Here is a 26,712-nt window from a genome sequence, read left to right on the forward strand (position 1 = left end):
ATTCAGACCGCCTCGGCCTCTTCCTGGAACAGCCCGTCGGACTGCCGGCTCCACAGGCGGTAGTACTGGCCGCGCTTCTTCAGCAGCTCCTGGTGGCTGCCGTCCTCGACCACACGGCCCTTGTCGAAGACGATGATGCGGTCAAGGTGCGCCACCGTCGACAGGCGGTGGGCCACCACGATCACGGTCTTGCCCTGCATGATGCTGTCCAGCTGGTCCTGGATGAAGCGCTCGGTGATGGAATCCAGGCTGGAAGTGGCCTCGTCCATCACCAGAATGGGCGCGTTCTTCAGCAGCACCCGGGCGATGGCGATGCGCTGCCGCTGGCCGCCGGACAGCTTTACGCCGCGCTCGCCCACCAGGGAATCGTAGCCGTGCTCCATGCGTTCGATGAAGGCGCTGGCGCCGGCGCCGTGGATGGCCGCGGCCAGTTCCTCGGCGCTGGCCTCCAGGCGCCCGTAGTGGATGTTCTCGCGGATGCTGCGGTGGAACAGCCCCGGCTCCTGGGGGATCAGGCCGATCTGCCGGTGCAGCGAGTGCTGCGTCACCTCGCGGATGTCCTGGCCGTCGATCAGCACCTGGCCGCCGTCGACGTCGTACAGGCGCAGCAGCAGGTTGAGCAGGGTGGACTTGCCGGAGCCGGAGAAGCCCACCAGGCCGATGCGCTGGCCGGCCGGGATGCGCAGGTCGAGCTGCTCGAAGATCGGCTGGCCGGGGTGGTAGCCGAAGCGCACGCCGCGGAACTCGACGCTGCCCTGGTGCACCTCCAGGCGGCGGGCATCGGGGCTGTCCACCACCTCGTGGGGACGGATCAGGGTGCGCACGCCGTTGGCGATGTTGCCGGTGGCCTCGAACAGCTCCAGGAAGCGCCGCGACAGGCTGGCCACGTCGTTGATGATCAGCAGCGCCATGCTGGTGGCCATGACGAAGGCGGCGATGCTGATGGCGCCGCTGCGCCACAGCCACAGGGTGAGCAGCAGCATGCCGATCTTCAGGGCCATGCCGCAGCTGTTCTGGAACCAGCGGATCTTCTCCATGTAGCCCAGCGAGCGGCCGGCCGCCGCCAGTTCGCGGTCCAGGTAGCCGGACAGGTAGTCCAGCTCGTGGGAGTGCCGGGCGAACAGGCGCACGTTGCTCAGGTTGGTCACCGCGTCCACCACCTTGCCGGTGCTGATGCTGCGCGCCGCGGAGTACTGCTGCGCCAGCGGGTGGCTGCGCCGGGCGAGCAGGAAGGAGACGCCGATGAACAGCACCGACCAGCCCAGCATGAACGCCGCCAGCAGGCCCGAGGCGCTGGCCAGCACCAGGCTCGCCAGGCTCAGGGTGACCAGCAGCGGGATCAGGTCGAAGAGCAGGATGTTCATGGTCTGGTTCACCCCCATGGCGACTTCCGAGACCTTGTGCGCCAGGGCGCCGGCGAACTCGTTGCTGACGAAGCGGTGCGAGTGCTGCTGCAGGTAGGCGTAGACGGTGTGGGTGACGCGCGCCCGCTGGCGCGGCAGCACGCGGATGTTGATGGTGTTGGCGCTGCGGGTGAAGACCACCTCCAGGGCCACCAGCACGGCGAAGCCGGCCACCGGCCAGAACAGCGCGTCGGTCGTGCCGTTGGCGTTCACCAGGCGGGTGACCTGGCCGAGGCTCCAGGGGATCAGCACGGTGCAGACCACCGCGGTGATCTGCAGCAGCAGGATCGCCAGGTAGGCCCAGCGGTACTGGCTGACGAAGTGGATGACGAAAGGTACCGGCGCCTCCGGCAGGTAACGGATGTTCCAGGCGTGGGCCTGGCGTTCGCCGGCGGTGTCGTCCGGGGTGTGGCTCATGGCGGGTAGGGTCCTTCAGGCGTGGGTCAGGGGCAGCAGGTAGCGGGTCACCGGGAAGGCCGTGCCGTCCTCCTCGAAGACCCGCGAGGCGTTGCTTTGCGGGGTGAAGCCGGCGGCGCGGTAGAAGCGCTCGGCGCGCGCGTTGCCGTCCAGCGCCCACAGGGTGACGCGGGCGAAGCCCGCGGCCTCCAGGGCCTGGCGCGAGGCCAGCCAGAGCGCGCGGCCGATGCCGGCGGACCAGGCCGCCGGCACCAGGTAGATGGAATAGAGCTCGCCGGTGCCGGGCTCGACGTCGGGGTCGCGGCTGGGGCCGAAGGAACTCCAGCCGACCACCGCGCCCTCGCGCTCGGCCACGCGGATGTCGCGGCTGCCGTTGCGGATGGCGTTGTCGATGAAGTCGACGCGGCGCTGCAGGTTGTCGGCCAGGCCCTGCAGGTAGCTGTCCGGCAGCAGCCCGCGGTAGGTCGCCTGCCAGCTCTGCACGTGGGCTTCGGCGATGGGCCGGGCGTCGCCTGGGCGAACGGCGCGGATCAGCGCGGGAATGGGCTCAGCCATGGGCGGTCTCCTTGGGGCATGCGCTATCGGCGAGCGAGGGCCTGGCGTGGCCGCTGACCGAGGCCCCGGCGGCTTCGCCCAGGCGGCGGAACGACAGCGCCGAGGCGGCGCACAGCAGCGCCCCGGCGAGCATCGCCAGGGACAGGTCGGCGACCTGTGGTTGGGCATGGCCCTGGGCGTGCATGACCAGCCCCAGCAGGCTGGCGGCCAGGCCCACCGCCAGGCTCATGGCCAACTGCATGGACATCGCCGACAGGCTGCTGGCGCGGCTGGCCAGCTCGCGCGGCACCTCGCAGAAGGTCAGCGCGCCCAGGGTGCTGAACTGCAGCGAGCGCAGCAGGCCGCTCAGGTACAGCAGGCCCAGCAGCAGCCACAGGGGCGTGTCGGCGCGCAGCAGGGCGCAGCCGACGATGGACAGGGCGCAGAGCAGGGCGTTGCCGACCAGGGTGCGGCGGAAGCCCAGGCGCTGGACGATGCGCACCGAGAGGAACTTCACGCTCAGCGCGCCGGCGCCTCCGGCCAGGGTCAGCAGCCCGGCGTCCAGCGCCCCCAGGCCGAAGCCCAGCTGCAGCATCAGCACCATCAGGAACGGCTGCGCGGCGCTGCCCAGGCGGAACAGGTTGCCGCCCCAGATCGCCGTGGCGAAGGTGGGGATGCGCAGCAGGCCGAGGTCGATCAGCGGCGCCGCGTGGCGCCGGGCATGGCGCCAGTAGGCCAGCGCGGCGCAGGCGCCGGCGGCCAGCAGCGTGGCCACCAGCGGCAGCGGCAGCAGGCGGTGGCCCAGGGCCTCGAAGCCGAACACCAGCGCCGCCAGGGCGCAGCCGCTGAGCAGGAAGCCGCGGCGGTCCAGGCGCCGCTGCGGATCGCCCGGGAAGTCGGGGATGAAGCTCAGGATCAGGACGATGCCCAGCGCGCCGATGGGCAGGTTGACCAGGAAGATCCAGTGCCACGACAGCAGGTCCACCAGCAGCCCGCCCAGCGGCGGGCCGAGCAGCGGCCCGACCAGCGCCGGGATGGCCAGCGCGGCCATGTTGCGCAGCAGGGTGTCCGGCGTCGACCAGCGCAACAGCAGCACCTGGCCCACCGGCGCCATCAGCGCCCCGGCGGCGCCCTGGGCCAGGCGCGCCAGGGACAGCTGCAGCAGCGAGGTGGACGCCGCGCAGGCCAGCGAAGCCAGCATGAACAGGCCGATGGCCGCCAGCAGCACCCGGCGCGGGCCGAAGCGGTCGGCGACCCAGCCGCTGACCGGCACGAACAGCGCCACCGCCAGCAGGTACAGCGACACCACCAGGTTCATGCGCACCGCGGCCTCGCCGAAGTCGGCGGCCATCTGAGGTAGCGCGGTGAGCACCGCGGTGCTGTCCAGCAGCTCCATGAACAGCGCGGCGCCGGTGATCATCGGCACCAGGCGACCGCCGCGCGCCGGGGCATCGGTAGCGGGGAGCAGGGGGCGCATGGCTGCGCCCATCAGAACAGCCCCGAGGTCGGCGGCTCGCTGCCCTTCAGGCGCCAGGCGCCGACCACCGCGGCCTTCCAGTGGCGCGGGTTGTGGTTGGCCAGGGTGCGGGCGTTGCGCCAGTGGCGGTCGAGGTTGTGCTGGCGGCCGGTGGTGGAGGCGCCGCCGACGTCGAACAGCAGTTCGGCGGCCTTGAGCGCCGATTCCACGGCGATGTACTGGGCCTGGGCCACTTCCACCGCGGCGAGGTTCACCGCGTCGTGCTCCAGGCCCGCCGCCCAGGCTTCGTCGAGGCGCTCGGCGGCGCGCAGGATCACCGCCTCGGCGGCCAGGGCGCGGGCGGAGATCTCGCCCACGGCGAATTCCACGTAGGGGTCGTCCACCGAGCGTTGCGCGCTGCTGTGCTTGATCGGCCGGGCGTGGTCGCGGGCGAAGGCCACGGCGTCGGTCAGGGCGTTGCGGGCGATGCCGGCTTCCACCGCGCCGAGGAACAGTTGCAGGAAGGGCGTGACGATGGAGCGCTGGCCTTCCTCCACCACCCGCGGGCGGATTTCCCCCGGCTGCACCAGCAGGTCGTTCAGGCGCGTGGTGCCGCTGGCGGTGAGGCGCTGGCCCATGGCGTCGAAGTCGTCCAGCAGTTCCAGGCCCTCGCGGTCGCGCGGGACCACGAAGGACACCGGCTTGTCGTCCTCGTCCAGGGCCACCGCGCTGACCCAGTCGGCGTACAGCGAGCCGGTGCTGTAGAACTTGCTGCCGCTGGCGCGGAAGGCCTCGCCGTCACGGCGCAGGCGCGCGCTCACCGCGCCGTTGGCGCCGCCGATCTCCCAGCCGGCGTTGCCGAACACCTCGCCGGCGAGGAAGCGCGGGAACCAGCGCTGCTGCTCGGCCTGGTCACCGCGGGCGAGCAGGCCCTCGATGAAGGCGAAGCTGGGGCGCAGCGACTGGGCGACGTTGGAGTCCACCGCGGCCAGGTCGATGACGAACTGCACGGTGTCGCGCACGCTGGCGCCGGCGCCGCCGTATGCGGCGGGGATGCGGAAGCACAGCAGGCGGTCGGCGGCTAGGGTGCGCACCTGCTCGTGGGGCAGCTGGCGCAGGCGCTCGCGTTCGGCGGCGCCCTCGGCGATGGCGGCCAGGCGCGGCACGGCGCGGCGGCGCAGCTCGGCCAGGTCGAGGGGGGCGGGGGGCAAGGTGGTTGCGGCGGATGTGGGCATCTTCAGGTCCATCTCGGGAAAGGGATCAGGCCGGCGCCTGGGCGAAGCGCAGCGGCGCGCTGGCCTGGCGCAGGGCCGCCGGGTCGCGGTAGCGGGCGCCATGGTGGTCGGCGGGCAGGCGCGCGTGGCCGGCGCCGAACAGCCGTTCGCGCAGGGTCTCGCCGTCGTTGTAGGCCTCGCGGAAGCGTCCGCGGCGGCGCAGCTCGGGCACCACCAGTTCGATGAAGTCGCGCGCGGTGTGCGGGGTGAGGAACTGGCGCAGGTTGATGCCGTCGATGCCGTCCTCGTCGAGCCATTTCTCGATCTCGTCGGCCACCACCTTCGGCGTGCCGGCGACGAAGAAGCGGCCCTCGTCGAAGCCGCCCAGGCGCTTCACCAACTGGCCCACGGTGGCCTGCGGGTCGCTGGCCAGCAGCGCCGCCCAGGGCCCGCCGCCGGGCAGCTCGGCCAGCGGCGTGTGCGCCGGGAAGGCGGCCAGGTCGACGCCCGACTGCATGTGCGCCAGGGCGCCGTCGAGGCTCTGCAGGCGCCGGTAGTCTTCCAGTTTGGCCTGCACTTCCAGGTCGTTGCGGCCGACGATCACCGCCGCCTGGACGATGAACTTGATGCCCGCCGGATCGCGCCCGTGGGCGAGGGCGCGTTCGCGCATGTGGGCGATGTTGCGGCGCACCGCCGCCGGCGTCGGGCCGCCGGTGAACACCACCTCGGCGTGGCGCCCGGCGAACTCGGTGCCGGCCGGCGAGCCGGTGGCCTGGAACAGCACCGGGGTGCGCTGCCGCGAGGGTTGGCAGAGGTGCGGCCCGGCGACCCTGAAGTGCTCGCCGACGTGGTCGATGTAGCGCACCTTGTCCGGGTCGGTGTAGATGCGCAGCTGTCGGTCGGCGATCACCGCGTCGTCGTCCCAGGAGCCTTCCCAGAGCTTGTAGAGCACGTCCAGGTATTCGTCGGCGATCTCGTAGCGGCGGTCGTGGGGCACCTCGTCGTCCAGGCCGAAGTTGCGCGCGGCGTTGGGCAGGTAGGAGGTGACGATGTTCCAGCCGACGCGGCCGCGGGTCAGGTGGTCGAGGGTGCTCATGCGCCGGGCGAAGGCGAAGGGCGGCTCGTAGGTGGTGGAGAAGGTGGCGCCGAAGCCCAGGTTGCGGGTCACCGCGGCCATCGCCGGGATGACCAGCAGCGGGTCGTTGCTGGGCACCTGCACGGCCTCGCGCAGGGCCGTCTCGGGGCCGCCGCGGAAGCGGTCGTAGACGCCCACCACGTCGGCCAGGAAGACGCCGTCGAAGGTGCCGTGCTCCAGCAGTTGCGCCAGTTCCGTCCAGTAGTCGATGTCGTTGAAGCGGTGCCGCTGGTTTTCCGGGTGGGCCCAGAGGCCGTGGACGATGTGGCTGACGCAGTTCATCTCGAACAGGTTAACGTGCAATGGCTTCGACACGGATGCGGCGCTCCCGGGGTTGCGGCAGGTGGGGGATGGCGCCCAGCAGGGCGCGGGTGTAGTCGTGCTGCGGGCGGGCGAAGACCTCGCGCACCGGGCCGCTCTCGACGATGTGGCCGTCCTTCATCACCAGCACGCGGTCGCTGACGTGGCGCACCACGCCCAGGTCGTGGGAGATGAACAGGCAGGCCAGGCCCAGGCGCTGCTTGAGGTCGGCGAGCAGGTCGAGGATCTGCGCCTGCACCGAGACGTCCAGCGCCGACACCGGCTCGTCGCACACCAGGATTTCCGGCTGCGCCGCCAGGGCGCGGGCGATGGCGATGCGCTGGCGCTGGCCGCCGGACAGCTCGATGGGCCGGCGCTGCAGCATGCCCGCCGGCAGGCGCACCAGTTCCAGCAGTTCGCGCGCCCGTTGCTGGCGTTCGGCTCGGCTGCCGCCGGCCCGGGCCAGGGCCTCGTCGAGGACGCGGGCCACGCTGTAGCGCGGGTCGAAGGAGGCCAGCGGGTCCTGGAACACCACTTGGATGCGGCGCCTCTCGCGGCGCTGGGAGAGGGTGTCGAGGGCGCTCCAGGCCTGGCCGCGCAGGTACACCTCGCCGCTGTCGGGGCGCTCCAGGCCGAGGATCATGCGGGTGAGGGTGGTCTTGCCCGAGCCGGATTCGCCGACGATGCCCAGGGTCTCGCCGGCGCGCAGGGTGAAGGAGGCGTTGGCCACGGCCTGCTGCGCCGCGCCGTTCGGGCCGCGGAAGTGCTTGGCCAGCTGCCGCGCCTCCAGCACCACCGGTTGGGCGCCGAGGCTGGCCGGCGGCGGCTCGCTGGCGGCGGGCTGCGGCGCATGGCTGAGGTGCACCGCGGAGGCGGCGCGCAGCAGCGAGCGGGTGTAGGGGTGGCGCGGGTCTTCCAGCACCTGGTCGACCGGGCCTTCCTCGACTATCACGCCGTGCTGCATCACCGCCACGCGGTGCGCCAGGCGCGCCACCACCGCCAGGTCGTGGCTCACCACCAGCATGGCGCGGTTGCGCTGGCGCAGGCTTTCCAGCAGGTCGAGGACCTGCGCCTGGACGGTGGCGTCCAGCGCCGTGGTGGGTTCGTCGGCGATCAGCAGGTCGGGGTCGCAGGCGATGGCCGAGGCGATCAGCGCGCGCTGGCGCAGCCCGCCGGAGAGCTGGTGCGGGTACTGGCGGGCGCGCAGCTCGGCCTCGGGCACGCCCACCGCGCGCAGCAGCTCGATGACCTTCTGCTGGCGCCGCTCGCGGTCCAGGGGCGTATGCAGGCGCAGCGGCTCGTCGATCTCGCGGCCCACCTGGCGCAGCGGGTCCAGCGAGCCGAGGGCGTCCTGCATCACGAAGCCGATGCGCGAGCCGCGCAGCTCGCGCCACTGGCGGCCGCCGAGGTTCAGCAGGTCCTGGCCGTCGAAGGCCAGGCGCCGCGCGCGGATCTGCGCGCCGGCGCCGGTGAGCCCGGCCAGGGTGCGCGAGGTGACGCTCTTGCCCGAGCCGGACTCGCCGACCAGGGCCAGGCATTCGCCGGGGTAGAGGCTGAAGGACACCTGCTGCAGCACCGGCTGGGCGCGGCCGAAGGCGACGTCCAGGTCGGCCACTTCCAGCAGCGGGCGGAACGGGTTGATCAGGGTGGTCATGGGCGTTTGCCCTCGCTGTAGCGCAGCAGGGCGCGGCCGAGCACGGTCACGGCGACCACGGTGAGGGTCACCGCCGTGCCCGGTGCCGCGACCAGCCACCAGGCGTTGGAGAGGAAGTTGCGGCCGACCGAGAGCATCGAGCCCCATTCGGGCGCCGGCGGCGGCGCGCCGAAGCCGAGGAAGCTCAGCGAGGCGCCGGCGGCGATGTTGGCGCCAATGCCCAGGGTGGCCAGGATCAGCACCGGGCGGATGGCGTTGGGCAGCAGGTGGCGCCAGATCACCGCCGGCCGCGACAGGCCCAGGGTGACCGCCGCCTCGACGTAGGCCGCGCCGCGCACCACCTTGGCCTGGGCCCGCACCAGGCGGGCGTAGCGCGGGATGCCGGCGATGCCCACGGCGAGCATGGCGTTGACCAGCCCCTGGCCCCAGAAGGTGATGATGACCAGGGCCAGCAGCAGTTCCGGGAAGGCCAGCAGCACGTCGATGCCGCGCATCGCCGCGGCATCCAGCCAGCGCGGCCCGAGCCCGGCGGCCAGGCCCACGGCGATGCCGCCGAGCAGGCCGATGGCGGTGGCCGCCAGGCCCATCAGCAGCGACGGCCGGGCGCCGTGGACCAGGCGCGCGAGCACGTCGCGGCCGTTCTCGTCGGTGCCCAGCCAGTGCGCCGCGCTGGGCGCCTGGAAGGCGTGGCGGGCGCTGGCCAGCAGCGGGTCGGTGGCCACCAGCCAGGTCGGCGCCAGGCTGGCGAGCACCAGCAGCGCCAGGAACACCCCGGCCAGCGTCAGGCCCGGGCGGGCCAGGGCCGCGCCGAGGAAGGCGGGCAGCTGGCGGCGCCGCGACGGCGCGGGCAGCAGGCGGGGCAGTGCGGTCGACGGACCGGCCATGGGCGTTCTCCTGTCAGGGCGCCGGGTTCGGCAGGCGCGCGTGGATGGCGTCGATGGCGGCGAGCGCCTCCGGCGTCAGCTGCAGCTCGGCGGCGTCGAGGTTCTGCGCCAGTTGCTCCAGGCTGGTGGCGCCGTTCAGCGCGCTGGCCACGAAGGGCTTGGCGATGACGAAGGCCAGGGCCAGTTGCGCCGGCGCCAGGCCCAGCTCTCGGGCCAGCTCGACGTAGGTGCGGGTGGCTTGCTGCGCCTCGGCGCTGGCGTAGCGGGCGAAGCGGCCGTAGGCGGAACCGGCGCTCAGGCGCGCGCCGGCCGGCTGGGCGCCGTCCAGGTACTTGCCGGTGAGCACGCCGAAGGCCAGCGGCGAGTAGGCCAGCAGGCCGATGCGCTCGCGGTGGCTGAACTCCGCCAGGCCCGTCTCGTACTGGCGGTTGAGCAGGCTGTAGGGGTTCTGCACGCTGAGGATGCGCGGCAGGCCCAGGCGCTCGGACTGCCTGAGGAACTCGGCCACGCCCCAGGGCGTTTCGTTGGACAGGCCGATGTGGCGCACCCGCCCGGACTTCACCAGTTCGGCCAGGGCGGCGAGGGTTTCGCCGATGTCGTCGCTCTGCTCGTCGTCCACCCAGGGGTAGTCGCGGGTGCCGAAGAAGTTCGTGCTGCGGCTGGGCCAGTGCAGCTGGTAGAGGTCCAGGTAGTCGGTCTGCAGGCGGTCGAGGCTGCCGTCCAGGGCGCTGCGCAGGGTGGCCAGGTCGAAGCGCGTGGCGCCGCCGCGGATGTGCTGCATGTGCCCGCTCTGGCGCGGCGGGCCGACGATCTTGCTGGTCAGGACGATGTCCTGGCGGCGTTTGCTGCGCGCAAGCCAGGTGCCGATGAAGCGCTCGGTGTCGCCCCAGGTGTCGGCCCGGGACGGGGTGGGGTACATCTCGGCGGCGTCCACCAGGTTGACCCCGCGCGAGAGCGCGTAGTCGAGCTGGCGGTGGGCGTCGGCCTCGCTGTTCTGGTGGCCCCAGGTCATGCTGCCGAGGCCGATGACGCTGACCTTGAGGTCGCTGTTGCCGAGTGGGCGGTAGTTCATGCCGGTGGTCTCTCGCAGGTTCAGGCCGAAGCGGCCGCGGGTTGTTCGTAGCGGCTGGCCGGGTAGGGCAGGCCGAGGTGTTCGCGCAGGGTGCTGCCCTGGTATTCGTGGCGGAACAGCCCGCGCTGGCGCAGGCGCGGCACCACTTCGTCGACGAAGCTCTCCACGCCCGAGGGGAAGCTGTCGGGCATGATGTTGAAGCCGTCGGCGGCGCCGGCGAGGAACCATTCCTCCAGGCTGGCGGCGACCTGCTCGGGGGTGCCCACCAGCAGCCGGTGGCCGACCAGGATGCGCCGCGACAGCTGGCGCACGCTGAGGTTCTCGGCGCGGGCCAGGTTCAGCTGGGCTTCGAGGAAGCCGTGGGAGCCCTTCTCGAATTCGTTGACCGGGCCGATGCGCTGCCAGGGCAGCGGCGCGTCCGGGTCCAGCTCGCTGGCGTCGACGCCGATGCGCTGGGCGATCTGCCGCAGCAGGCCGCCTTCGCCCAGGTAGCCGTTCAGCCGCTCGAAGCGCTCCAGGGCCTCGGCCTCGGTGCTGCCGATCACCGTGGACAGGCCGGGCATGATCTTCAGGTGCTCGGGGTTGCGCCCCCACTGGCGGGCGCGCTGCTTCATCTCGCGGTAGAAGGCCTGGCCGTCGGCGAGGGTGGTCTGGGTGGTGAAGATGGCGTCGGCGAAGCGCGAGCCCAGGGCCTTGCCGCCCTCCGAGGAGCCGGCCTGGAACAGCACCGGGCGGCCCTGGGGCGAGCGCGGCACGTTGAGCGGGCCCTTGACCGAGAAGTAGCGGCCGACGTGGTCGATGGCGTGCACCCGGGCCGGGTCGGCGAAGCGCCCGGAGGCGGCGTCGCCGAGGATGGCGCCGTCTTCCCAGCTGTCCCACAGCTTGAGGGTGACGTCGACGAACTCCTCGGCGCGGGCGTAGCGGTCCACGTGCAGCGGCGCGCCGGCCAGGCCGAAGTTCTGCGCGGCGGCGTCGCCGGCGTTGGTCACCACGTTCCAGGCCGCGCGGCCGCCGCTGATGTGGTCGACCGAGGCGATGCGCCGGGCCAGGTTGAAGGGTTCGTTGTAGGAGCTGGACGCGGTGGAGATCACGCCGATGCGCTGGGTGGCTAGGGCCACCGCGGTGAGCAGCACGGTGGGCTCCAGGCGCCCGGCCGGCTGGCGGCCGACGTCGCCGGCCAGGGCCGGGCCGTCGGCGAGGAAGATGGCGTCCAGGGTGCCGCGCTCGGAGATGCGCGCGATGTTCTGGTAGTAGCCCACGTCCAGGTAGGCGGTGGGCGGCGCCTCGCCGGTGCGCCAGGCCGCGGCGTGGGCGCCGAAGCCGAGGATGTTCATGCCGATGCTCATTTGCCGCTGTGCGTTGCTCATGCCGGGGTCTCCTCGGTGCTAGGGGCTTGCTGTTGCGCGGCCTTGGCGGCGGCGAAACGCTCGCTCCAGGCCTCGCTGGGAAGGGTGCCGTTGAGGTGGTAGTCGCCCAGGTAGGCCTCGCGCAGGATCGCCGGGTTGTGCGAGGCCAGGGTGCGGGCGTTGCGCCAGTGCCGGTCGAGCCGGCGGCCGCTGCTGGTGGCCGAGGCGCCGCCGACCTCGAAGAGCAGGGTGGCGGCCTCCAGCACCTGGGGCAGGACGATCTGCTGCGCCTGGTAGGCGTGGATGTCGGCCTCGGCGTACAGCTCGCGGCTGGCTTGGCCTGCGCGGTGCGCCTGCCAGGTGCGTTCGAGGATGGCCGAGACGGCTTCCACCAGCGCCTCGGCGGAGAACGCCAGGCTGCCCAGGCGGCCCACCACGCGCTGCACCAGCGGGTCCTGGCGCGGCTCGGAGCGGCCGGGGATGCCGAAGGCGCGGGTGCGGCCCTGGACGAAGGCGACGGCGTCGCGCAGCACCGCCCGGGCGATGCCGGCCAGGGTGGCCAGGTGCACCTGCTGGTAGAAGGCGGTGATGTAGCTGTCGCTGCGCCCTTCGCCGAGCTTGAAGCGGCGGAACAACTGGTGTTCCTCGACGCGGACCTTGTCGAAGCGGGTGGTGCCGCTGCCGGTCAGGCGCTGGCCGAAGCCGTCCCAGTCGTCCAGGCGGGTGACGCCGGGCGCGTCGGTGGCCACGGCCACGGCGACGTGCTCGTCGCCGTCGCTGGCCGACACGGCGATCCAGTCGGCGTAGAGGGTGCCGGTGCAGTAGTACTTCTCGCCGTCGAGCAGCCAGTGGTCGTCCTCGCGGGTGAGGGTGACGCTGTTGCCGGTGACTTCGCTGCGCTCGGCCATGGCCGCGCCGAACAGCTCGCCGCCGACGATGCGCGGGAACCAGTGCTGGCGGCTGGCTTCGTCGTCGTCGTTGAGGCGGCCTTCGACGAAGCCGAAGTGCGCGCGGAAGATCTGCGGCAGGTTGGAGTCGGCCTCGCCGAGGCGGCGGACCAGGCGGAACAGCTGCGGCAGGCTGGCGCCCAGGCCGCCGTAGGCCAGGGGAATGCGCAGCGCGCCGAAGCCGGCCGCGCGCAGCCAGGCCACCGGTTCGTAGGCCAGCTCGCGCTGCTGCTCGCGCTCGATGGCGCCGGCAGCGATGCGCTGGAACACCGCTTCGAAGCGTTGCAGCAGGGCGTTGTCGTCGGGGTGCGCCGGCGCACTCGCGGCGGCGGGAAGGTCGTCGGGGAAGATCATCGCGGTGTCCTCGGGGCGGGCGATGGAAGGGGGCGGCGCCTCGTGGGCGTCGAACAGTTGGCGCAGTTGGGCCAGGGCGATGCTCGCGGTCATGCTCATGCCTCGCTCACCCGCGGGTCGACCAGGGCGTTGAGCAGGTCCACGGCCAGGTTCACCAGCACGTAGATCGCCGCCGCCAGCAGGGTGATGCCGAGCACCACGGGCACGTCCTTGTCGTTCACCGCGTTGAGCATCAGGCGGCCGATGCCCTGGCGGGCGAACAGGTTCTCGGTGATCACCGCGCCGCCCAGCAGCGCGGCGAAGACGAAGCCGGACAGGGTGATCAGCGGCGTCAGCGCATGGCGCAGGGCGTGGCCCAGGCGCACGCCGGCCTCGGACAGGCCGCGGGCGCGGGCCATGGCGATGAAGGGCTGTTCGAGGATTTCCTCCAGCTCCTGGCGCAGCACCTGGGCCAGCACCGCGGCCACCGGCAGGGCCAGGGTGAGGATCGGCAGCACCAGGCTCTTCCAGCCGCGCGAGCCGGTGGGCGGCAGCCAGTGCAGCTGGAAGGAGAACACCAGCAGCAGGAGGATGCCGAGCACGAAGCTGGGCATGGACGACAGTAGCAGCTCGCCGCCGGAGGCCAGGCCGCGGGCCCAGGGCGCGCGGTTGGCAGTCAGCACCGCCGCGGCCACCGCCAGCAGCACCGCGGCCAGCGCCGCCCACAGGGCCAGCTGGGCGGTGGCGCCGATCTGCCCGGCGATGGCCTGGGCCACCGGGATGTGCAGGCGGTACGACTCGCCCAGGTCGCCCTGGACCAGGCGCCCCAGGTAGTGGGCGTACTGCACCGCCAGCGGCTGGTCCAGGCCGTAGTCGCGGCGCACCTGGGCGATGGCCTCGGCGGTGGGCATGGCGTCCGGCCCGCCGAGGATGGCCAGGGCCGGGTCGCCGCCGCTGACGTTGAGGGCGACGAAGGTCAGGCTGGCGGCACCCCAGAGCACCGCCAGGCCGCCGAGGAAACGCCAGAGGACGCGGCGCAGGGCTTTCATGGTTGCGCCTCCCGGTCCAGCCAGACGCTGGTGAAGAAGGGCACGTTGTGCGAGCTGTCGAACACCACGCCCTTGACGTCGCGGCGGTAGGCGATGGTCAACTGGCTTTCGTACACCGGCACCGCCGGCACCACTTCGGTGAGGCGCTGCTGGGCGGCGCTGTACAGGCGCTGCTGCTCGGCCGCGTCGGTGCTGCGGCGGGCGCGGGCGAGCAGGTCGTCCAACTGGGCGTCGCGCAGGCGCGCGCTGTTCTGCCCGATCAGCTTCGGCGTGGCGATGGAGTTGCTGTGGTAGAGGATGTACAGCCCGTCCGGGGTGTTGGTGTGCCAGTAGCCGCCGACCAGCGCCTGGTAGTCGCCGGCGTAGCGCAGGTCGTTGACCTGGGCCTGGGGCAGCACGCGCAGGCCCAGGTCGATGCCGATCTTCTTGGCGTCGGCCTGCATGGCCACCGCCACGTTGGCCGGCAGCGCCGGGCTGTCGATCATCAGCAGGGTGGCGGCCAGGCGCCGGCCGTCGCGGCTGCGGTAGCCCTCGGCGTCGCGCGCGGTCCAGCCGGCCTCGTCGAGCAGGGCGTTGGCCGCGGCCACGTCGTAGCTCAGCGCGTTGCGCCAGGCCGGGTCGTAGAAGCGGGTGTTGGCGGCGAGGAAGTCGGCCTTGACCTGGAACTCGCCGAAGCCGCTGATCCAGGCCAGGCCCTCGCGGTCGATGGCGCGGGCCAGGGCCTTGCGCACGCGCACGTCGTCGAAGGGGAAGCGCTCGACGTTGAAGGTCAGGCTGCGCACCGGGTTGCCCTTGCGGATGCGGCTGCGCAGCACCAGTTGCGGGTCCTTGCGGATGGCCTGGGCGTTCTGCGTCGGCGCGTCCAGGGTGAAGTCGTACTGGCCGGAGACCAGCGAGCTGTAGCGGATCAGCGCCTCGGGCACGAAGCTCAGCTCCAGGCGTTCCAGGTAGGCCGGGCCCTGATGGCGCAGCACCGGCGGCGCCCAGTGGTAGCCGGCGCGGCGCACGAAGCTGGCGCCCTGGTCGCGGGTGTAGCTTTCCAGCACGAAGGGGCCGGAGCCCACCGGGTGCGCGGCGATGGATTTCGGGTCTTCGAGAATCTGCTTCGGCGAGATCATGCCCAGCCAGGACTGCGCCAGCACGTCGAGGAAGGGCGAGTAGGGCTCGCGCAGGGTGGCCTGGAAGGTGTACTCGTCGAGCACCTTGCCTGACTGGTAGGGCGCGATGTAGGCCGCGGCCAGCGGCGACTTGGTGGCCGGGTCGCGCATGTGTTCGAGGTTCACCCGCACCGCTTCGGCGTTGAACTTCGTGCCGTCGCTGAAGCTGACGTCGTCGCGCAGGTGGAAGGTGTAGGTCAGGCCGTCCGCGGAAATCTCCCAGGATTTGGCCAGCCAGGGCGAGACCTTGCCCTGTTCGTCCTGGTACACCAGGCAGTCGTAGAGGATGCGCCCCAGCCACTGCACGTTGCCGTGGGAGAGGGTGTGGATGTCGAAGGAATAGGTGTCCAGCGCGGCGCTGGCGCGCAGGGTGCCTCCGGGCTTGCCGGGGGCCTGCTCATGGAAGTCCTCCGCGGGGTAGCTGAGCTGGCCGTCCTTGAGGGTGCCGGTGTCGAGGGCGGCGGACTGCGCCGGCGCCACGGCGGCGTCGGCCTTGCCGGCGGCCGTGTCGTCGGGCCCCGAGCAGCCGGCGAGGGCCAGCAGGGCGCACAGCGCCAGGCCCAGCCGGCGTATGCCGGGGCGGGAGTGCTGGGCGCTTCGGATTGGTTGCATGGAAGGCTTCCTGGGTAGGCAAGGGAACGGGGCGCGGGGCCTGGCATCCGCGCCCCTCGGGGCTAGAGCCTGAACTCCACGCCGGCGAAGACGCCGAAGCCGTCGCCGGGGTAGAAGCTCGCGGTGTTCTTGTTGCCTACGGCGTTGTAGACGGGGGACACGGTGGTCACGTAGTCCTTGTCCGCCAGGTTCTTCAGGTCCAGGTACACCTGCCATTTCTTGCTCGGTGCTTCGAAACCGGTGGTCGCGCCGAAGATGGTGTAGGAGGGGGCATACAGGGTGTTGGTGTAATCCACCGCCGTGCGCGCCACCGACTGCACGTTGACGCCGCCGTAGAAGCCGGAGGGGTGCTGGTATTCCAGCTTGGCCTGGTAGACGTGCTCGGGGATGCCGGGCAGGTGGTTGTCGCCCAGGCGCGGGTCGTCGCGGTAGCGGAAGTCGTTGTAGGTGTAGGCCTGGCGCAGCACCACTTTCTCGCCCTGGGGGTTGCCCCAGAGCAGGGTGTCCAGCCCCAGCTCGACGCCCTGGTGGGTGGTCGGCGTGCTGCTGTTGTAGGTGGCGGTGACGATGCTGCCCTGCTTGGCGGTTTCCGCCTCGTCCACCACGGTGAGCAGTTCGTCGCGCACCCAGGAGCGGTACAGCGACAGGCTGCCGTCGAAGCGGTCGTAATGACCCTTGATGCCGACTTCCAGGGTGTTGGCCTTCTGCTCCACCAGCGGGGTGATCTGGTCCTTGCTGTTGGCGTAGCGCCAGTCCAGCGGCGCGTCCACCGAGCGGGTGAAGTTGCCGAACAGTTGCAGGTCGGGAGTCAGCTCGTAGCGCAGGCCGATGCGCGGCGCCAGGCTCCAGTTGTTGTAGTCGGTTTCCCCCGGCGCGTTGGTCTGGTTGCTGTAGTGGATTTCCACGTTGCGCCGCACGTTGACCGCGGACAGGCCGGTGGTCAGCCACAGGCGGTCCAGCAGCTCCAGGTCGTTGCCCAGGGAAACGGTACGGTCCGCCGAGCCCTTGAAGGACTTCTTGTTCACCACCTGGCTGCGGTTGTTGCCCTTGAGGGTTTTGACCCGGCCGAGGATGTGTTCGGTGGAGGTCAGCGAGACGTTGGAGCGGCTCTCGTGGGCGGCCAGGAAGTCGGTGCGCGCGTAGCGCAGGGTCAGGTTCAGGTCATGCCAGTCCCAGAAGCCGGGGTTGCCGACGGTGTTGTCCTTGTTGTTGGCGTGGGGGTAGTCGTAGTAGCCCAGGCCCACCTCGACGTTCGAGCCGTCGTCGAAGGTGTAGTTGGTCTTGTTGCCCAGCCACACGGACCCGGGACGGCGGCCGCTGGCGCGGCTGGCCAGGTTGGTCGGGCTGGGCTGGGACGAGTCGTGCTTGAGCTGCGGCAGCGTGAGGGCGCCGGGGTCCTGGTGGAATTCGTCGCGGTAGCGCACCAGGAAGCGGGATTCCAGCTGCGGGCTGAAGCGGTAGCCGACGTTGATCACCGCGCCGGAGCTCTTGGACAGGCTGTAGTCGCTGCGGTAGCCCCGGCTGCGGTAGTTGTCCACGTTGACGTAGTAGTCGAGCGCGCCCTGCACGCCGCCGGTGCTCAGCACGGTCTTCTGCAAGCCCCAGCTGCCGGTCTCGTAGCGGATGCGCTCGCCGGGCGCGGTGTAGCCGGTATGGGTGACGAAGTTCACCGCGCCACCCAGGGCCACGGCGCCATAGTCGAAGGCGTTGCCGCCACGGAGGATTTCCGTGTGGTCCACGCCTATGGCGTTGAGAAACTCATAGGGCGTACCGCCGGCGCCGGTGATGGGCAGGCCGTCGTACATGAACTTGATGCCTTCGCGGAAGTAGCCGGGCGTGTTGACGATCCCGGAGCCGCGAATGGAAATCTTCAGGGCGTCGTTGCCGCCGACCGACTGCACGAATACGCCGGGCTGGTAGGCGAGCACGTCGCCCAGGGTGGTGTTGCGCCCCCGGGATACTTCCTCACTGGACACTACGCTTGTGCCGCCGGGCACTTCGGCGAGCTGCTTGCGCGCCGCTTCCACCGGGGTTTCCTTCTGCGCCTGCACCACTACCGTTTGCAGGCGGGTACCGCTGTTTTCCTTATTGCTGTCGCTGGCATCGCTGCCTGCGGTTTCGGCCATTGCCTGGGTCCCCACCAGCAATACCGCCGAACCGAAACTTGCCGACCAGAATGTTGCCCGGCGAATAGCCACGGCAAGTTTCCCCCACTCACCCCCAGAATAATTAACCACCAACTTCGAATCCTCATGGAATAGATAAAGTAATTGGCTTTCTATTCGTATAGTCATGCTCCATCTGTACTTGAGCAGGACTCGTGCCAAGTGGTTAAGTCCTTTTAAATCAAGATATTGGTGGTTTTTATGGGTTTTTGTCTGCTTGCGTTGGATCAACAGGTGCTGATGTTCTGTTGGTTTGTGCGCAGTGTTTGGGTTATATGCAAATAACGGGGTGTTGGGTGGCGGGAAGTTGTATTGCGGGGGCGGGGGAAGTTGTGGTGGTTTTTGTAGGAGCGAGCTTGCTCGCGAACAGGGGGGCTGCCGGTCGAAGGTGGTGCCTGTCATGAAGAGCGCCCTCTCCCTAACCCTCTCCCTGAAGGGAGAGGGGACTGTTCGGTGTGTGTTGGTGTTTCGGCGTTAGCCGGCTAGCACGAAGTTGCCGACTGACGCCAAATCCATTCTCGGCACGGACAAGCCCCCTCTCCCTTCAGGGAGAGGGCTGGGGAGAGGGTACGGAGTCAACTTCCCACACCAGCCTCACCGGCTGACACCGTTCGCGAGCAAGCTCGCTCCTACAACAGCAGCGTCCGCCCCGCAAATCCCCTCAAACCGCCAACCCCCACAACCAGCGCTCCTCGAACGGCGGCGCCAGGTCGACGCTGGCCGGCGCCAGCTGCGCTACCTTCGGGCGGCCCTCCGCCGGCAGTTGCGGCACCGAGGCCAGCAGGCGTTGGGTGTAGGGATGCTGCGGGTTCCGCAGCACCGCCTCGGTGGGGCCGGCCTCGACCACCTTGCCTTGCAGCATCACCAGCACTTCGTCGCTGAGGTGGCGGATCACCCCCAGGTCGTGGGAGATGAACAGGTAGGCCAGGCCCAGTTCGTCCTGCAGGTCGGCCAGCAGGTCGAGCACCTGGGCCTGCACCGAGACGTCCAGCGCCGACACCGGCTCGTCGCAGATGATCACCTTCGGCTGGCTGGCCAGGGCGCGGGCGATGGCCACGCGCTGCCGCTGCCCGCCGGAAAGCTGCAGCGGGCGGCGTTGCGCCAGTTCCGCCGGCAGGCGCACCTGGCGCAGCAGCTCGGTGATGCGCGCCGGGCGCCGCGCAGCTTCCAGGCCGCCGGCCTGGAGGGCGTCGTCGAGCACCTGGCCGACGCTCCAGCGCGGGTCGAAGGAACTCAGCGGGTCCTGGTAGATCACGCTGATGTCGCGCCGCCGCGGGCGCCGTTCGCGCTCGGCGATGCGCTGCGCAGCGGCGGCATTCCAGGGCTGGCCGGCGAATGCCACGCTGCCGGCGTCCGGCTCCAGCAGGCCGAGGGCGATGCGCGCGGCGGTGCTCTTGCCCGAGCCGGATTCGCCGACGATGCCCAGGGTGCGCCCGGCGTGCAGGCGGAAGCTGACGTCGTCGAGCACCTGGCGCCATTGCTGGTCGGGGCCGCGGTAGCGTTTGCCGAGGCCGCGAGCTTCCAGCAGCACCTGCGGCTGTGCGACTTCCGCGCGGCGCGCCGCGGGCGCCGCGCCGGGCGTCAGCCGCGTGCCGCGCGGGCGGTTGGCGGGGATCGCCTCCAGCAGGCTGCGGGTGTAGGGGTGGCGCGGCGCGTGGAGAATCTGTTCGATCGGCCCCTGTTCCACCACTTCGCCGTGACGCAGCACCAGCACCTCGTCGGCGAGCTGGGCGACCACCGCCAGGTCGTGGCTGATCAGCAGCAGCGAGTCGCCGCGCTCCTTCACCTGCTGCAGCACGCCGAGAATCTGCGCCTGCACGGTGGCGTCCAGCGCGGTGGTCGGCTCGTCGGCGATCACCAGGCCCGGGTCCAGGGCCAGGGCGCTGGCGATCAATGCGCGCTGGCGCAGGCCGCCGGAGAGCTGCTCGGAGCGCTGCCGGGCGCGCAAGGCCGGCTCCGGCACGCCGACCTTCTCCAGCAATTCCAGCACCCGCTGCCGGCGGCTGTGGCGGTCGCCCCAGCGGTGGGTGCTCAGCACTTCGAGGATTTCCTGGCCCACCGGGCGCAGCGGGTCCAGGGATACCAGGGCGTCCTGCAGCACGAAGCCGATCTCGCGGCCGCGCAGTTCGCGCCAGCGCCGCTCGTCCAGGGCCAGCAGGTCGCGCCCGGCGTATTCCAGGCGCCGCGCCTGCACCCGCGCGCCGGCGCCGGCCAGGCCCACCAGGCTGCGCGCCAGCACGCTCTTGCCCGAGCCGGATTCGCCCACCAGGGCCAGGGCGCGGCCCGGCGGCAGGGTGAAGGACAGGCGGTCGAGCACGCGGTGCTCGCCGAAATGCACGGTGAGGTCTTCGACTATCAGCGGTTGGCGCGGCATCAGCGGCGGCCCTCCAGGCGTTGTTGCAGGTAGCGCCCGGCGACCGTGGTCGACAGGGTGGTGAGGACGATGAACAGGCCTGGGAAGAAGGTCAGCCACCAGGCGTTGACGATGAAGTCGCGGCCCATGGAGAGCATGGTCCCCCATTCCGGCGCCGGCGGCCGCGCGCCCAGGCCGAGGAAGCTCAGCGCCGAGGCCCAGACGATGGCGTGGCCGACGCCCATGGTCAGGGTGACGATCAGCGGGCGCATGGCGTTGGGCAGTATCTGCCGGGCGATGGTGCGCCATGGGCCGTGGCCTAGGGCGCGGGCGGCCTCGATGTAGCCGGCGTGGCGCACCGCCAGCACTTGGCCGCGGACCATGCGCGCGTAGCCCGGCGCGCTGCCGATGCCGGTGGCGATGATCAGCGGGCCGATGCCGCTGCCGAAGATGGCGACGAAGAGCAGCGCGAGGATCAGGCTGGGGAAGGCGAACAGCACTTCCAGCAGCCAGCCGATGCCGCGGTCCATGGCGCCGCCGGCCAGGCCCGCGGCGAGCCCCAGGCCGATGGCGATGCTCATCGCCAGGGCGGTGGCGGCCAGGCCGATGGTCAGCGACTGGCGCGCGCCGTGGATGACCCGCGCGTAGATGTCGCGGCCGGACTGGTCGGTGCCGAACCAGTGGGCCCAGCCCGGCGCGCTGAACGCCTCGCGCGGCTGGATGGCCAGCGGGTCGCCGTGGGCGAATAGCTGTGGGAACAGTGCGGCGGCCACCAATGCGGCGAGGAAGGCCGTCGCCAGCAGCGCCGGCCAGGGCAGCGCGCGGGCCTGCCGGCGCGGCGCCAGGGGCAGTTCGAGTGTGGGGGCGAGTTCGCTCATGCCGCGCTCCTTTGCAGGCGGGGGTCGACCAGTTCGTAGAGCAGGTCGACCAGGATGTTGGCCAGCACGTAGCCGGCGGCGACCACCAGGGTGATGCCCAGCACCAGCGGCAGGTCCTGGCTCTGCACGGCCTGGAACAGCTGGCGGCCCAGGCCCTTGCGGGAAAAGATCACTTCCACCACCACCGAGCCGCTGAGCAGCGCGCCCAGCGCCCAGCCCGACAGCGAGATGGCCGGCAGCACCGAGTGGCGCAGGGCGTGGCGGTAGCGCACGGCGCGGTCGCTGAGGCCGCGGGTGCGCGCGGAGAGGATGAAGGGCTGCTCCAGGGTGATCTCCAGGGCCTCGCGGGTGACCTGGCCGATGAACCCGGCCAGCGGCACCGCCAGCGCCAGGGCCGGCAGCGCCAGGCTGCGCAGGCCGTCGCTGCCGGCCGGCGGGAACAGTTGCAGGCCGAAGGCGAAGGCGGCCAGCAGCAGGATCGCCAGCCAGAACTGCGGCAGCGCCGCGGCGAGGGTCTCCAGCAGCGAGGCCAGGCCGCCGAACCAGTGGCGGCGGCCGGCGCTGAGCAGCGTCCAGCCCAGCACCATGAGCCAGGCCAGGGCCAGGGCGGCGAAGGTCAGCTGCAGGGTGGGGCCGGTCTGCTCGGCGAGGATGCGCGTCACCGGCAGGTGCTGCGAGTAGGACACCCCGAGGTCGCCGCGCAGCAGGTGGCCCAGGTGGATGGCGTACTGCACCGCCAGCGGCCGGTCCAGGCCGTATTCGCGGGTGGCCTCGGCGATGGTTTCCGGGGTGGGGTTGCCGCTGGGGCCGCCGAGGATGGCCAGCACCGGGTCGCCGGGCATCAGGCGCAGGGCGAAGAAGGTCAGGCTGGCGGCGGCCCACAGCACCAGCAGGCCGCCGAGCAGGCGCCAGGCGGCGTGGCGGGCCAGGCGCAGCAGGCGCTCGCGGCGCGGGTCGGGAGCGGTAAGGGTCTGGCTCATGGGTTCACCCAGGCGTCGTAGAGGGAGGTGACCGCCAGCGACGGCTCCAGGCGCACGCCGTGGGCGCGCTTGTAGATGCCCAGGCGGGTGCTCTGCGGGTAGGTGGTCAGCTGCAGGTACTGGCCGGAGGCGAGGGCCTGGGCCTGGTGGTACAGCTCGCGGCGGCGCTCGCCGTCCTGGGTGGCCAGGGCCTGTTCCACTAGGGCGTCGAAGCGCGGGTCGTCGAAGCCGGCGGTGTTCTGGTGGTAGCCGCGCACCCCGGCCGGGCGCAGGAAGGCCGAGCCGAAGATGATCCGCAGCACGTCCGGGGTGTTGGTGTTCCAGTAGCCGATGCGGATGTCGTAGTCCCAGTCGGCCTGGCGCTGCTGGGCGAGCACGTCGCTCATCTGCTCGATGATCACCTCGAAGCCGGCGCGGCGGGCGGTGGCCTGCACCTGCTCCCACAGGCTGAACTCCGAGGGCGGCGTGCGGTTGCCCATGATCACGTGGACCTGCAGGCGCTTGCCGCCGCGGCTGCGGTAGCCCTCGGCGTCGCGCCCGGTCCAGCCGGCGGCGTCGAGCAGTTGCTCGGCGCGCAGCGGGTCGTAGTCCTGGGCGTGCTCGAAGTCCGCGCTGTAGAAGGGCGTGGCCGGGCTGAGCGGGCCGCCGGCGCGGGGGAACTCGCCGAAGTACACGCTCTTCAGCGCCGCGTCTATGTCGGCCGAGCGGATGAAGGCCTCGCGCACGCGGATGTCGTCGAAGGGCGCGCGGGTCATGTTGAGGGTGCCGTTGGTGGGGTTGCCGGGGCGCTGCGCGACCAGCAGCGACACCTCCGGGTTGGCCCGCGCGGCGGCGTGGGATTCCGGCGGCACGCTCTCGATCACGTCCACCTCGCCGGCCTGCAGCGAGGCGAAGCGCACCGAGGGCTCCTGGATGAACTTCCAGACGATGCGCTCCAGGTAGGCCGGCCCCTGGTGCGCCGCGGTGGGCGGCGCCCAGTGGTAGTCGGGGTTGCGTTCCAGCACCACCTGGCTCTGGCGGTCCCAGCGCACCACCTTGAACGGGCCGCTGCCCACCGGGCTCTCGCAGTTCTCGTCGCGCGGGCGGCGCAGCGCGGCGGGCGACTGGATGCCGAGGAAGCCCTGGGCCAGCACTTCGAGGAAGGCCGCGTAGGGCGTGGCCAGGTGTACCACCGCGGTGTGCGCGTCGGGCACGTCGGTGCCGCGGTACTGGCGCACGTAGCCGCCGGCGGTGCTGGACTGGGTGCGCGGGTCGACCATGTGGTCGAGGTTGGCCTTCACCGCGTTGGCGTCGAACGGCGTGCCGTCGCTGAAGCGCACGTCGTCGCGCAGGTGGAAGGTATAGCTCAGGCCGTCGGCGGAGACTTCCCAGCTTTTCGCCAGCCAGGGGCCGATGCGGCCTTGTGCGTCCATGGACACCAGCGAGTCGAGGAACTGCCGGCCGAGGAACACCTGGGGCATGTCGCCGGCGACGTGGGGGTCGAGGCAGATGGGTTCGCGGTCGGTGGCGTAGGTCAGGGTGCCGCCGCTGACCGGGGTGTCGCTGTGGGCCTGGTGGTCCTGCGCGTCGCGGCAGCCGCCGAGCGCGGCGGCGAGCAGCAAGGGCAGGGCGAGGGCCAGGGGCTGTGTGGGTGTTCGTCTGGGCTTCAAGCGTGGGCAGCCTTCTGCAGGTGGAAGACGGGGCGGCGTGCGCTCCGGGAGCGGCCGCCCAGGCTGCGTTGCACAAGCCATGCCCGGCCTGGAAGGCCCGTTTCAGTGGGCTTGCGCCTCGATTCCACGCTGCTGCGCGGGCAGTTTGTCGATTCGCTGTTGCTGGCTGAGCAGCGGGCGGTTGGCGGCGGGTTGTGAAGCGATCAACAGCGCGGCAACAGATGTTCCTTCGAGTACAGCGTGCTTTTTCTCAACTGATTGATTCATAAGGAATTAATGCTTGGCATGGATTCTGCGAAAGCGCTGTCGAGCACGACTATGCGCATAGAGGCTCGCCCACTCATTGGAGGACCTAAGGAGCCTTGCCGTGCATTTGAAAAAACCTATAACCCGTACAACCCGCGCCGGCCTGGGGGGCCGGCTGCTGAGCCTCGGCGCCGGCCTGTGCCTGGCCGGCGGCCCGCTGTGGGCGGCCCAGCCGGAGGGTGGCGATACCCGCCTGGCCACCGTGGTGGTGGAGGGCGCCGCCCGCAGCGAGGCGCAGAAGGCCGAGGAGCGTTTGAAGAAGGTTCCCGGCGCGGCCGTGGTGGTGGACAACAAGGAAGTGGAGAAGGGCCGCGCGACCAACGCCGAGGACGTGTTCGCGCTGCAGCCGGGGATATTCGCCCAGGCCACCAGCGGCAGCGGGGCGAACAAGATTTCCATCCGCGGCTCGGGCCTGAACACCTTCTACCAGGGCTACGCGCTGGGCATCAGATACCTGTTCGACGGCCTGCCCATCACCGGCCCGGGCGGCACCCAGGAAGACTACCTGAGCATGAACGGCATCGATCACACCGAGGTGCTCTACGGTGCCAACGCCTTCGACTACGCGGCCACCAGCCTGGGTGGCGCCATCAACTTCGTCACCCACAGCGGCTACACCGCGCCGGGCAACTACCTGCGCCTGGAGGCCGGCAGCTTCGGCTACCGCAAGCAGCAGCTGAGCACCGGCGGGGTGGTGGACGACAGCGACTATTACGTGTCGATCTTCCACAACGAGCGCGACGGCTACCAGCACGACACCCCGAACAAGGGCCAGGAGCTGGTGGCCAACCTCGGCCACCGCTTCAACGAGCGCCTGGATACCCGGCTGATCCTGCGCTACCGCGAGGAGACGCTGACCCAGGGCAACACCCTGACCCGCGAGCAGATCAAGCACGACTCCAATTCCAACAAGGTGCCCACCGGGCGCAAGAAGGACGGCTCCACCTGGGTCGGCAGCACCACCACCTACCGCTTCGACGACGACTCGCGGCTGCAGGTGGGCCTGAGCGTCAACGACTACCCGCTGCTCAACGGCTGGCGTTACTCGGCCACGCCGCAGGACTGGCGCTCCACCGACACCAACCTGACGCTGCGCTACCTGCGCAGCCAGGACCGCCTGTTCGGCCTGCCCAGCGACACCACCCTGACCTTCAGCAGCACCCGCTCGCAGTTCGCCGACGTGAAGTCCCACAGCCGCGCCACCGGCCAGTTGCTGCAGCACACCGACTACACCGGCTCGCGGGATACCGTGTTCGCCTTCGGCAACGAGCTGCAGCTGGACCCGCGCCTGTGGCTGGTGAGCGGGCTCTCGGCGATCAACATCGACCGCGACGTGAGCATCGAGTACAGCACCAGCGCCAACACCAGCGAGTTCCCCAGCGCGGTCAGCTACAACAAGTGGTACGCCGCGCCGCGCATCGGCCTGCGCTACCAACTGACGCCGGACATCCAGCTGTTCGGCAACGCCAGCCGCTCCATCGACCCGCCGGTGACCTGGCAACTGGGCAGCACCAGCGTGCCCTACATCCGTCCGCTCACCCCGCAGAAGGCCGACACCCTGGAGGTGGGCATCCGCGGCAGCGTCGGGGTGGTGGACGGCAGCCTGACGCTGTACCGCTCCTGGGTGAAGGACGAGCTGCTCTCGGTGGTGGTGCGCCAGGCCACAGCCACGGCGGATGCGCTGGTGGCCAATTCCAACGCCAGCCCGACCATCCACCAGGGCATCGAGGCGGGGCTGGGCATCCAGCTCTGGGAAGGCGCCAACGGCGACCGCCTGGACCTGCGCCAGGCCTGGACGCTGAACGACTTCCACTACCGCGGCGACAGCACCTTCGGCGACAACGAACTGCCCAGCCTGCCGCGCCAGGCGTACCAGGCGCAGCTGAACTACCAGCGGCACGACGGCTACTACGCCGAGCTCAACGCGCGGGCGGCCTCCAGCTACTACGTGGACTACGCCAACAGCCTGGGCGCGCCTTCGTACACGCTGTGGGGCGCCAAGCTGGGCTACCAGGCGCCGGGCCGGCGCTGGGAGGTGTTCCTCGACCTGCGCAACCTGACCAACGAGCACTACGCCACCGCGGCCAACACCGCCTACGACGCCAAGGGCCGGGACTCGGCCAACTTCTACCCGGGCGATCCGTTCAACGTCACCGCCGGGGTGGCCGTGCGCTTCTGAGCCGCCGCGGGGCCGGCGCCGTGCCGGCCCCGCCGCTTCAGGCGCCAGGCGCCAGCGCGGCTGTCAGCGAGCGCAGCAGAGTGGCGCAGCGCTGTTGCTGGTCCAGCGGGTAGCGGGCCAGCCACAGGGGCAGGTGCTCGAACAGCTCCAGGGTGGGCTGGCAGGCCTGGCCGGGGCTGGCGTAGCCGGCGGCGCCCAGCTGCGCATCGAGCTTCTGGCCGAGCTGCCGGCGCAGCCGTTCGACGCACTGGCGCTGCTCGTCGCTGAGGCAGCCGGCGTCGCGGGTGGCCAACTGGAAGTGCAGGGGATTGCTTTCGTACAACGCTACCAGGCCCTCGACCACCCGTTGCAGGGCGGCCTTGGGGCAGCCGCGCAGCCGGCGCTGGTCGAACAGCGAAAGCAGCGCCAGGTAGTGTTCCTCGATGAACTCCAGCAGCAGTTCTTCCTTGCTCGCGCAATGGCTGTAGAGCGAGCCCGCGGTCAGCTCCAGGTGGCGCGCCAGTTCGCGCAGGCTGACCTGGGCGAAGCCGCGCCGGGCGAAGAGCTCCAGGGCCTTGGGGCGGTTGCGCGCGAAACGCGAGCCGGGAGAGGCGGTCATCTGGGCACCTGTACGTCGTATCGGGTTGTCGCCGGGAAGGCGCGCCGAAAGGGCGGCCGGCCGCGGCACGCCCGTTTCGTGGGTTGGGCGC

The 26,712-nt window shown here is 71.0% G+C and carries 20 protein-coding genes; 1 reads left to right on the forward strand and 19 read right to left on the reverse strand.

Annotated features, from left to right (window positions below; translation table 11 throughout):
• Positions 1–2 precede the first annotated feature (2 nt).
• The 18 genes from BM060_RS09410 to BM060_RS32915 form a co-directional block, all read right to left on the reverse strand.
• Positions 3–1,820, reverse strand: a complete 1,818-nt coding sequence (locus BM060_RS09410) for an ABC transporter ATP-binding protein (protein WP_074979435.1) — start codon at positions 1,818–1,820, stop codon at positions 3–5.
• A gap of 15 nt (positions 1,821–1,835) precedes the next feature.
• Positions 1,836–2,375, reverse strand: coding sequence for a GNAT family N-acetyltransferase (locus BM060_RS09415; protein WP_083426747.1), 540 nt, complete (start codon positions 2,373–2,375; stop codon positions 1,836–1,838).
• Positions 2,368–3,831, reverse strand: a complete 1,464-nt coding sequence (locus BM060_RS09420; protein WP_074979688.1) for an MFS transporter — start codon at positions 3,829–3,831, stop codon at positions 2,368–2,370. Before BM060_RS09420 ends, BM060_RS09415 begins: the two co-directional genes overlap by 8 nt.
• An 11-nt stretch (positions 3,832–3,842) precedes the next feature.
• Positions 3,843–5,045 (reverse strand): acyl-CoA dehydrogenase family protein, encoded by a 1,203-nt coding sequence (locus BM060_RS09425; RefSeq protein WP_074979690.1) that lies wholly within the window; start codon positions 5,043–5,045, stop codon positions 3,843–3,845.
• A gap of 25 nt (positions 5,046–5,070) precedes the next feature.
• Entirely contained in the window at positions 5,071–6,474 is a 1,404-nt protein-coding gene (locus BM060_RS09430) for an LLM class flavin-dependent oxidoreductase (RefSeq protein ID WP_174672441.1), read from the reverse strand.
• Positions 6,452–8,113, reverse strand: a complete 1,662-nt coding sequence (locus tag BM060_RS09435) for a dipeptide ABC transporter ATP-binding protein (protein WP_074979440.1) — start codon at positions 8,111–8,113, stop codon at positions 6,452–6,454. Before BM060_RS09435 ends, BM060_RS09430 begins: the two co-directional genes overlap by 23 nt.
• Positions 8,110–8,997: an ABC transporter permease gene (locus BM060_RS09440; protein ID WP_043318923.1), complete on the reverse strand. Its 888-nt coding sequence runs from the start codon at positions 8,995–8,997 to the stop codon at positions 8,110–8,112. The genes BM060_RS09435 and BM060_RS09440 overlap by 4 nt, the downstream gene beginning before the upstream one ends.
• Positions 8,998–9,010: 13 nt before the next feature.
• Entirely contained in the window at positions 9,011–10,069 is a 1,059-nt protein-coding gene (locus BM060_RS09445) for an NADP(H)-dependent aldo-keto reductase (protein WP_074979442.1), read from the reverse strand.
• 20 nt (positions 10,070–10,089) lie between these two features.
• On the reverse strand, positions 10,090–11,436 hold the full coding sequence (locus BM060_RS09450; RefSeq protein ID WP_074979444.1) for an LLM class flavin-dependent oxidoreductase: 1,347 nt from the start codon (positions 11,434–11,436) through the stop codon (positions 10,090–10,092).
• Positions 11,433–12,809: an acyl-CoA dehydrogenase family protein gene (locus BM060_RS09455; protein ID WP_074979446.1), complete on the reverse strand. Its 1,377-nt coding sequence runs from the start codon at positions 12,807–12,809 to the stop codon at positions 11,433–11,435. Before BM060_RS09455 ends, BM060_RS09450 begins: the two co-directional genes overlap by 4 nt.
• Positions 12,810–12,811: 2 nt before the next feature.
• On the reverse strand, positions 12,812–13,744 hold the full coding sequence (locus BM060_RS09460) for an ABC transporter permease (protein WP_083426748.1): 933 nt from the start codon (positions 13,742–13,744) through the stop codon (positions 12,812–12,814).
• Entirely contained in the window at positions 13,741–15,513 is a 1,773-nt protein-coding gene (locus BM060_RS09465; protein ID WP_074979448.1) for an ABC transporter substrate-binding protein, read from the reverse strand. The genes BM060_RS09460 and BM060_RS09465 overlap by 4 nt, the downstream gene beginning before the upstream one ends.
• A 62-nt stretch (positions 15,514–15,575) precedes the next feature.
• The gene (locus tag BM060_RS09470; protein WP_245322935.1) at positions 15,576–17,639 is read right to left on the reverse strand and encodes a TonB-dependent receptor family protein; all 2,064 of its coding nucleotides are present in this window, start codon (positions 17,637–17,639) and stop codon (positions 15,576–15,578) included.
• A gap of 700 nt (positions 17,640–18,339) precedes the next feature.
• Entirely contained in the window at positions 18,340–20,052 is a 1,713-nt protein-coding gene (locus tag BM060_RS09475) for a dipeptide ABC transporter ATP-binding protein (RefSeq protein WP_074979450.1), read from the reverse strand.
• Positions 20,052–20,909: an ABC transporter permease gene (locus tag BM060_RS09480; protein ID WP_074979452.1), complete on the reverse strand. Its 858-nt coding sequence runs from the start codon at positions 20,907–20,909 to the stop codon at positions 20,052–20,054. Before BM060_RS09480 ends, BM060_RS09475 begins: the two co-directional genes overlap by 1 nt.
• Positions 20,906–21,889, reverse strand: coding sequence for an ABC transporter permease (locus tag BM060_RS09485; protein WP_074979454.1), 984 nt, complete (start codon positions 21,887–21,889; stop codon positions 20,906–20,908). Before BM060_RS09485 ends, BM060_RS09480 begins: the two co-directional genes overlap by 4 nt.
• Positions 21,886–23,538 (reverse strand): ABC transporter substrate-binding protein, encoded by a 1,653-nt coding sequence (locus tag BM060_RS09490; protein WP_210147031.1) that lies wholly within the window; start codon positions 23,536–23,538, stop codon positions 21,886–21,888. Before BM060_RS09490 ends, BM060_RS09485 begins: the two co-directional genes overlap by 4 nt.
• Positions 23,539–23,640: 102 nt before the next feature.
• Positions 23,641–23,805, reverse strand: coding sequence for a hypothetical protein (locus tag BM060_RS32915; RefSeq protein WP_159458818.1), 165 nt, complete (start codon positions 23,803–23,805; stop codon positions 23,641–23,643).
• Positions 23,806–23,905: 100 nt separating this feature from the next.
• On the opposite strand from BM060_RS32915, the gene BM060_RS09495 reads away from it, so the two are divergent.
• Entirely contained in the window at positions 23,906–26,023 is a 2,118-nt protein-coding gene (locus BM060_RS09495; RefSeq protein WP_074979460.1) for a TonB-dependent receptor family protein, read from the forward strand.
• A gap of 37 nt (positions 26,024–26,060) precedes the next feature.
• On the opposite strand, the gene BM060_RS09500 is transcribed toward BM060_RS09495, so the two are convergent.
• Positions 26,061–26,621, reverse strand: a complete 561-nt coding sequence (locus tag BM060_RS09500; protein WP_043266531.1) for a TetR/AcrR family transcriptional regulator — start codon at positions 26,619–26,621, stop codon at positions 26,061–26,063.
• Between the last annotated feature and the right edge of the window lie 91 nt (positions 26,622–26,712).

The organism is Pseudomonas citronellolis, from assembly GCF_900112375.1.
Lineage (GTDB): Bacteria > Pseudomonadota > Gammaproteobacteria > Pseudomonadales > Pseudomonadaceae > Pseudomonas > Pseudomonas citronellolis.

Excerpts from the sequence above, each read along its gene's own strand:
- BM060_RS09445 (WP_074979442.1), bottom strand. The coding sequence starts at position 10,069 with ATGAACTACCGCCCACTCGGCAACAGCGACCTCAAGGTCAGCGTCATC.
- BM060_RS09460 (WP_083426748.1), bottom strand. The coding sequence starts at position 13,744 with ATGAAAGCCCTGCGCCGCGTCCTCTGGCGTTTCCTCGGCGGCCTGGCG.
- BM060_RS09485 (WP_074979454.1), bottom strand. The coding sequence starts at position 21,889 with ATGAGCCAGACCCTTACCGCTCCCGACCCGCGCCGCGAGCGCCTGCTG.
- BM060_RS32915 (WP_159458818.1), bottom strand. The coding sequence starts at position 23,805 with ATGAATCAATCAGTTGAGAAAAAGCACGCTGTACTCGAAGGAACATCT.
- BM060_RS09415 (WP_083426747.1), bottom strand. The coding sequence starts at position 2,375 with ATGGCTGAGCCCATTCCCGCGCTGATCCGCGCCGTTCGCCCAGGCGAC.
- BM060_RS09410 (WP_074979435.1), bottom strand. The coding sequence starts at position 1,820 with ATGAGCCACACCCCGGACGACACCGCCGGCGAACGCCAGGCCCACGCC.
- BM060_RS09480 (WP_074979452.1), bottom strand. The coding sequence starts at position 20,909 with ATGAGCGAACTCGCCCCCACACTCGAACTGCCCCTGGCGCCGCGCCGG.
- BM060_RS09425 (WP_074979690.1), bottom strand. The coding sequence starts at position 5,045 with ATGCCCACATCCGCCGCAACCACCTTGCCCCCCGCCCCCCTCGACCTG.
- BM060_RS09435 (WP_074979440.1), bottom strand. The coding sequence starts at position 8,113 with ATGACCACCCTGATCAACCCGTTCCGCCCGCTGCTGGAAGTGGCCGAC.
- BM060_RS09470 (WP_245322935.1), bottom strand. The coding sequence starts at position 17,639 with ATGGCCGAAACCGCAGGCAGCGATGCCAGCGACAGCAATAAGGAAAAC.
- BM060_RS09440 (WP_043318923.1), bottom strand. The coding sequence starts at position 8,997 with ATGGCCGGTCCGTCGACCGCACTGCCCCGCCTGCTGCCCGCGCCGTCG.
- BM060_RS09475 (WP_074979450.1), bottom strand. The coding sequence starts at position 20,052 with ATGCCGCGCCAACCGCTGATAGTCGAAGACCTCACCGTGCATTTCGGC.
- BM060_RS09500 (WP_043266531.1), bottom strand. The coding sequence starts at position 26,621 with ATGACCGCCTCTCCCGGCTCGCGTTTCGCGCGCAACCGCCCCAAGGCC.
- BM060_RS09455 (WP_074979446.1), bottom strand. The coding sequence starts at position 12,809 with ATGACCGCGAGCATCGCCCTGGCCCAACTGCGCCAACTGTTCGACGCC.
- BM060_RS09465 (WP_074979448.1), bottom strand. The coding sequence starts at position 15,513 with ATGCAACCAATCCGAAGCGCCCAGCACTCCCGCCCCGGCATACGCCGG.
- BM060_RS09450 (WP_074979444.1), bottom strand. The coding sequence starts at position 11,436 with ATGAGCAACGCACAGCGGCAAATGAGCATCGGCATGAACATCCTCGGC.
- BM060_RS09420 (WP_074979688.1), bottom strand. The coding sequence starts at position 3,831 with ATGCGCCCCCTGCTCCCCGCTACCGATGCCCCGGCGCGCGGCGGTCGC.